Here is a 7157-nt window from a genome sequence, read left to right on the forward strand (position 1 = left end):
GATCGCCCTCTTCGGCTACGACGGTGTCGTCCTCGCCCTCAGCACGGCCCTGTCCCTGATGCTGCTGATGTTCCTGCTGGCCGAACCCCTGCGCAACGCGGGCCGGTTCACGATGGGCGACGCGCTGGCCCGGAGGATGCCCGGCCGGATCGTGCGCATCACGGCGTGCGTCGTGACGATCGCGGCGCTGATGCCGATGATGCTGGTGCAGCTGGCCGGCACGGGTGACCTGCTGGCGTTCATCCTCGGCTTCTCCAACGACAGCCTGAAGACCGGTGTCGTGGTGATCGTCGGCGCGCTGATGATCGGCTACGCGGCGATCGGCGGGATGAAGGGCACCGCCCTCATCCAGATCATCAAGATCGTGATGCTGCTCGGCTCCGGCGGGGTCATCGCCGTACTGATCCTCAACAGGTTCGACTGGGACCCCGGTCTGCTGCTGGGCGCCGCGGCGGCGAAGAGCGGCGTGGGCACCGGCTACCTCCACTCCGGGCTCCAGTTCTCCGGCGGCCCGTACCCGGAACTCGACATGATCAGCGCCCAGTTGACCGTCGTCCTCGGCGGCGCCTGCCTGCCCCACGTCACCATGCGCATGTACACCGCGCGCAGCGCCCGTCAGGTGCGCCGCTCACTGTCGTGGGCGGTGCCGTCGGTCGCCCTGTTCGTGCTGATCATCTCGGTGGTCGGCTTCGGCGCGACGGCCCTGGTCGGCCGCGAGGTCATCGCGGCCGCCGACGCCCAGGGCAACACGGCCTATCTGCTGGGTTCGATGGCGGCGTTCGGCACGGAGGTGTCCACGGCGGAGACGCTGCTGTTCACCACCGTCGCGACGGCGGTCTTCCTGACGCTGCTCGCCTCGGTCGCCGGCATGATCCTCGCCTGCGCCAACTCCCTCGCCCACGACGTCTTCGCGGCCGTCGCGTCCGTACCCCTCACACCCCGCCGTGAGATGACCATCGCCCGGCTCTCCGCGGGCGCGGTCGGCGTCACCGCGATCGTCCTCGCCACACTGGTCCAGAACCGCAGCCTGCAGCCGCTGGTCACGCTCTCCTTCTGCCTGGGCGCCTCGGCGATCGCCCCCGCCCTGGTCTACGGCCTCTTCTGGCGCCGCTACACCCGTACGGGTCTGATGTGCACGCTCATCGGCGGCACGCTCGGGGTCCTGGTCCTCATGACCGGCACCAACCTCGTGTCCGGTTCCCCGTTCGCCGCGTTCCCGCGCGCCGACTTCAACTGGTTCCCGTTCACCACGACGGGCCTGGTCTCCATCCCGCTGGGCTTCGTGTGCGGCTGGCTGGGCACGGTGTGGTCCGGCCGCGGCCGGGCGGAGGAACAGCGCAGGCAGTACGAGGCGGTGGAGGGCTGGATCCTCGCGGGAGCGGTGAGGAGAGGCCCCGAAAGCTGAGGCTGCCGAAAGCCACAGCCGGGGGGCCGGCCTCTGACCGGGAGCAGCGCCCGACGGGGATCGGCCCCCGGCCCGGGGCCGGCCCTGAACCGGGATTCCCCGGCCGGGACCAGCACCTGAAGCGGGATCGTCCTCCGGCCGGGGCCCAGCCCTGAACCGGGATTCCCCGGCCGGCATCGGCCCCGAACCGAAATCGGCGCCCGGCCGGCATCGGCCCTCAGCCCCGGCCCCGTCCCTGAACCCTGGAAACCCTGGCCCTCAGTCCGTGAGCGCCGACAGGCTGTCGCGGACGTAGTCCATCTGCACCTTCAGTCCTTCTCCGCGCTCGGCGTGCTCGCGCAGGACCCGCTCGGTGTCCCGCGCGACGCGCTCCTCCCGGACCCGTGCCTCCGCGATCACCTCGGCGGCACGGGCCTCCGCCTCCGTCTGGATCTGCGCCGCGTGCCGCTCCGCCTCGGCGAGAGCCCGCTCCGCCTCGACGACCGCGGCCTCCGCACGGGCGACCCGCTCCGCATGGTGCGCGTCGAACACGGCCTCCCGCTCGGCGACCGCCCGCTCGATCTCGGCCACCCGCTCGGCGAACTCCTTGTCGATCTCCGTGAGCATCCCCTCGGTGCGCTCCCGCACCTCCCGCAGCGCGGCCAGCGCCTCGGTCCGCCCCTCCTTCACGGACAGTCGCGCGGCGATCCGCAGATCGTCCGCCTGCGCCCGCGCCGAGAGCACCCGCTGCCGGGCCCGCTCCTCCGCCTCGCCACGCACCTGGTCGGCGTACGCCCCCGACTCCTCCCGCAGCCGCCGCGCGGCCTCCTCGGCCTCCTCGACGAACCGCCGGGCATCGGCACGGCCGGCCTCCCGCAGTGCCGCCGCCTCCTCGACGCAGAGGTCGAACACCTGCCGCGCCCGCCCGCCGAGCGCCTCGTACGTCTGCTGGGGCAGCCCGGCGACGGTCTCCCGGAGCCGGGCCAACTCCGCGCCCATCTCCTTGGCGAGCACGGTCAGCCGGGCCGCCCGCTCCCACGCCGCGTCACGGTCCCGCGAGACGGCCGCCGCGCACGCGTCGACCTGGTCGGGGCGGTAGCCACGCCGTACGACGTCGAACTCGAAGTCGCACCCGTGGGGCGCCGTCGGTGCGCTGCTCATGCTGGGAACCTCTCGCCGGACGCACACGAAATGCCGATGTGGCGCATATCTTGATGGATCCGGCAGACGTGTTCACAACACGACACTCCGGGCGAGGGGCCGGGCGGCGGAAGCCCGTCACGCGACACGGCGGACAACGCCGAGGGGCCGGGCCCGGTCGTACGACCGGGCCCGGCCCCTCATGTTCACGCCGCCGACGTCAGCGGCCGCGGCTCACAACAGGCCGTCCCACATCTGCTCCAGCAACACCGACCACCAGCTCTCCGGCGAGCCGAGCGCCGCCGGGTCCAGCGCGGCCAGCTGCGCCTGGAAGTCGACGGTCCAGCGGCCCGCCTGCTCCTGATTCAGCCCGAACCGCAGCCGCCACATGCGGCCCAGCAGCGCCAGGCAGCGCGCGAACTCCGGCAGCCCGGTGTTCACGAACTGCGGCGGTACGGGCGCACCGCCCGGCCCCGCCTCCGCCGGCACCGCCACGATGTTCGCCGTGCCGTACTGCACACACAGCGCCTTGCCGAAGTCGCTGCCCATCACCAGGTACGAGCCCGCGTCCGCCGCCGGCTGCACACCCCGCTCCTGCGCCAGCTCCGCCAGCGTCGGCACGGGACGGCCCGGCTGGGCCTGCGCCCAGAAGAACGGGCCCATGTCCACCGGCAGGCCGGCCACCACCAGCGTGTGCGCCACGATCGGCGGCACACCCTGCCGCGACACCGCCTGCTGGTCGAACCGGAACACCCCCGGCCCGAACGCCGCCGCCAGCTCCTGCCCGATCGCCTCCGGCGGAATGGGCGGCGCCGGCTGCACCGGCGGCAACGGCGCGCGCACCGGCGCGGGCCGCGCCGGACCGTCCGCGACCTGGTGCAACTCGCCCTGGTGCGCCAGCAGCTGCGCCATGCCCTGCTGCCGGCTCGCGTGGTCCTTGCCGTACGGGGCGATGGACGTGATGCGCGCGTTCGGCCACTGCTCACGGATCATCCGCGCGCAGTAGGCGCCCGGCAACTCGCACGACTCCAGCTCCGTGTGCAGCTCCAGCACCGCCTCCGGCGGAATGTTCAGCCCGCGCAGCTCGTGGAAGATCTGCCACTCCGGGTGCGGGGTACCCGGCGCGGAACGCCGGATCACCTGCTGCTCGGAGCCGTCGGGAGCGCGGTACCGCAGGACGGCCTGGTAGCCGGGACCCACGGTCGGCTGCCCCGTCGGCTGCTGCGGATACCCGTACGCCGGCGGACCACCCATCGGCTGCCCGGGATGACCGGGGTGACCGGGATGACCGGGGTGACCCGGCTGTCCGGGCATGCCCTGCGGGCCCGGCGGCATTCCGGGCGGGCCGGGCGGCTGCGGCATGCCGGGAGCACCGGGACCGCCCACCGCGGGCCCGGCCAGCATCGTCTCGGCGTGATGCACCGGAGCGGGGCCACCGTGTGGGGTGCCGGGCTGCCCCGGAGCACCGGGAACTCCGGGCGGCAGCGGAGCCCCCGGACCACCCACGGCGGGCCCGGCCAGCATCGTCGCCGCATGATGCACCCCACCGGCGGGCGTACCCCCCGACGGATTCGGCACCCCAGGAGCACCGGGCGCCCCAGGAGCACCCGGCTGACCCGGAGCACCCGGAACTCCGGGCGGCAGCGGAGCCCCCGGACCACCCACGGCGGGCCCGGCCAGCATCGTCGCCGCATGATGCACCCCACCGGCGGGCGTACCCCCCGACGGATTCGGCACCCCAGGAGCACCGGGCGCACCGGGCGCACCGGGCCCACCCGGCTGACCCGGAGCGCCGGGCGCGCCCTCGGGCCCGTCCGGGCCGAGGGCGGAGACCATCTGCGTCGGCACGTACGCGCCGGCCGGGGCGGACGGCGGGGGCGTGGCGCCCGGACGGGCACCCGGCGCACCCGGCACTCCCGGCGGGGGCGGCGGCGTACCCGGCCCACCGCTCCTGCCGCCCCTGCGCGGGGGCGGCGCGGCCTTGCTCGTCGCCGCGTCGGCGATGTCCCCGGCATGCGGCGCCAGCGGACGCCCCGGCGGCGGAGTACCGGGCCCCTGCGGACCACCCTGCGGATACCCGTACGACGAGGCGCCGGGCGGCGGGGTCCCCGGACCCTGCGGGCCGCCCTGCGGGTACCCGTACGAGGGCGTACCCGGCGGCGGGGTCGCCGGACCGGCCGGCGGCTGCGACTGCGGCTGCCCCGACGGGTCGAGCACGGGAGCCACGGCCGTACGCGGGAGCTGGCTGCCACCGGAGATCAGCGCGGTCTTGGCCTCGGGCAGGGCGCTGGGCGGCGGGGCGTCGTCCTCGTCGCTCACCTCGGTCAGCTGCGGCGCGAACACCGTGTCCGGCAGCGGCACCGAACGGTCGTCCTCGATCTCGGCGTTGGTGTCCGTACCGGCCCACGGCGTCGCCCCGTCCGGCACACCCGGCACCGCGTCATGCGGCTCGGCGTCCCTCGGCGGCGGCACCGTGTCCCGCACGTCGTCCTCCGCCGACGCGGCGGCCGGCCACGGCGTGGCGTCCGCCGGCCCCGGCGCCCCGCCGACGGAAGCCGGGGAGGGCGGGGAGGGCGGACCCGACGGCCCGGCCAAGGTCTCCGGCATCCCACCACCGGCCACGGAACCCGCCGGACGCGACCCGGCACCGTCCGAGCCACCGGCTCCGGTACCAGCGGCGGAACCGGCAGCCGAACCAGCCCCGGCCCCGGCGCCCGAACGGCGATCCGGGATGCCCATCCGGTCCGCCGCGTCCTGCAACCACTCCGGCGGAGTCAGCAGGAACGACGTCTGGTTCAGATCCACCCGCGCCGGAGGAGCCGGCGCCTCGGCGGGCGGCGCCTCCGTCCGGCCGTACTCCTCCTCGTAACGACGGATCACCTCACCCACCGGCAGCGACGGCCACAACGTGGCCTCTCCGCTGTCCCGGGCGATCACCAGCCGCTGCGCGCCGCCGTCGGACCGCGGACCGTCGGCCCGGTCCTCCGCCCACACCACGAACCCCAGGTCGAACTCCCGCACCCGCACCTCACGGTGCTGATACGCGGGCAGATCACCGTTGATCCACTCCTCGGCGCGCTCCTGCGCCTGAGCGAACGTCACCATCGAGAACTCACTCCCCCACCGACGACGTGGCGGCGACCGGCACGGCGCGGGCGAAACCACCGTCCACCATCAGATTCGCCACCGTCTCCAACTCCGGCGGATTGCCCGCCAACCGGGACAGGAACACGTCGAAGTCCTCACCGGCGGGGAGCAGCAGCCGCTCCACCCGCTCGGCCGGCGGCCACGACGGATCCACATCACGGGCGTCGTCGTACGCGCAGAACCACACCGACCCGATCCGGTCGCCCTTCACCTTCACCGCGACCAGACCACCCTGCGCGAACGCCACCGCCAGGTAGTCCTTGGTCAGATGGTCCCGCAGACACTTGTTGACGTACACCAGGTCGTTGATCGCGGCCTCGTCCCGCACCGTGAAGAACGGCTGGTCCACCAGCAGCCCCAACTCCGCGTCCAGTGCCGCCCCCACGGGAGCGCAACCGCCCGCCGCCTTCAGGAACGACCGGTACGCGCCCGGCAACCGGTACCCGAGGTCCTCCTCGACCCCCTGCACCTGCGACTCCGTCACCGCCACCGCCGACGACTTCGGCAACCCGAAGTGCGCCGGCCGCGTCTCCTGCAACGGCCGCGTGCCCCGCTTGCCCTGGTCGACCCGCGCCGTCGCGATACCTCCGTGATGCCGCAGCAGCGCCTTCACCTCGACCGGCACCAACTCCAGCCGCCGACTGCCCACCACGTGGTGCCACGTCCAGCCGTGCGGCGTCGCCACCGGCGGAATCGTGTCCCACAGCGTGTGCCCCGACGCCGCCAGCGCCGCGTTCGCGGACACGTAGTCCGTCAACCGCAGCTCGTCCACCCCGAACCCCTCCGGGGGATCGGCGATCTCCGCCGCGGCACGCGCGTAGGGCGAGAAATCCGGATAGCCGTGCGCGTCCACACGGACACCCCTCGGATGACGCGCGGCCCGGACCGGGTCCGGAAACTGCACGACCTGCCCGGCGTAGGCCGCGTTCGGCGGCGCGGCTTGCTGCCCGAGCCGACCTGTCGTCATGGCGGTAGCCCCCTGCGGCGTTCTCGACCTGTTCTGGTACTGGCTGACTGTGCTGGCTGACTGGTCATGGCGTCTGTACCGACTGACCACTGGCAGTGAAAAAGGCCCGTCAAAGGCCCCTTCACACTCCCCGACCCGCCCCGGACCCCCACTCGAACGCGGGACCCGCACGGATCGCGGTTGTCGACAGCCTATGCGGTACGGCGACCCCGGTCACCGGCGCTCCGCTACCGTGACCAGCCGTCACACCACCCTCACCGTGTGCCGAAGCCCGGGCGTGTCGCACCGCCCCAGCTTCCACACCGGCCACGCCGTTTGGCACTCTGTGTCCGCTGACAGGGGATGCGACAGGAGGGGATGACGATCATGAGCACGACGCAGGCAGGACCCTCGGGTGATCCGCGCATCGGCTGGAGCGCCACCGAACTACCGCACACCCCCGCCCTCCTCCACCGCCGCGACGGCATCCTGCCCACCGTCGCCGCGGCCCTCTCCGTACGCGGCGACGGTGGGCAGGAT

4 protein-coding genes and 1 pseudogene are annotated in these 7157 nt (G+C 73.9%); 2 read left to right on the forward strand and 3 right to left on the reverse strand.

Annotation, left to right across the window (positions count from 1 at the left end; all coding sequences use genetic code 11):
• Window positions 1-1405, forward strand: a 1405-nt coding sequence (locus AOK15_RS35960) for a sodium/solute symporter (protein ID WP_055522655.1), incomplete at its 5' end; no start/stop codon positions are given.
• 258 nt (window positions 1406-1663) lie between these two features.
• Here AOK15_RS35960 and AOK15_RS35965 read toward each other — a convergent pair.
• The 3 genes from AOK15_RS35965 to AOK15_RS35975 all read right to left on the reverse strand — a co-directional run bounded on the left by AOK15_RS35965 (window position 1664) and on the right by AOK15_RS35975 (window position 6638).
• A complete protein-coding gene (locus AOK15_RS35965) occupies window positions 1664-2545 on the reverse strand; it encodes a hypothetical protein (RefSeq protein WP_055522657.1) in 882 nt (293 codons plus the stop codon).
• 213 nt (window positions 2546-2758) lie between these two features.
• The gene (locus tag AOK15_RS35970) at window positions 2759-5629 is read right to left on the reverse strand and encodes an SUKH-4 family immunity protein (protein ID WP_055522659.1); all 2871 of its coding nucleotides are present in this window, start codon (window positions 5627-5629) and stop codon (window positions 2759-2761) included.
• Window positions 5630-5636: 7 nt separating this feature from the next.
• On the reverse strand, window positions 5637-6638 hold the full coding sequence (locus AOK15_RS35975; protein ID WP_055522661.1) for an SMI1/KNR4 family protein: 1002 nt from the start codon (window positions 6636-6638) through the stop codon (window positions 5637-5639).
• A 357-nt stretch (window positions 6639-6995) separates the two neighbouring features.
• Between AOK15_RS35975 and AOK15_RS49035 the strand changes: the two are divergent.
• Window positions 6996-7157: pseudogene (locus AOK15_RS49035) on the forward strand (YwqJ-related putative deaminase); the annotation flags it as partial.

The organism is Streptomyces ossamyceticus (assembly GCF_001418475.1).
GTDB lineage: Bacteria > Actinomycetota > Actinomycetes > Streptomycetales > Streptomycetaceae > Streptomyces > Streptomyces ossamyceticus.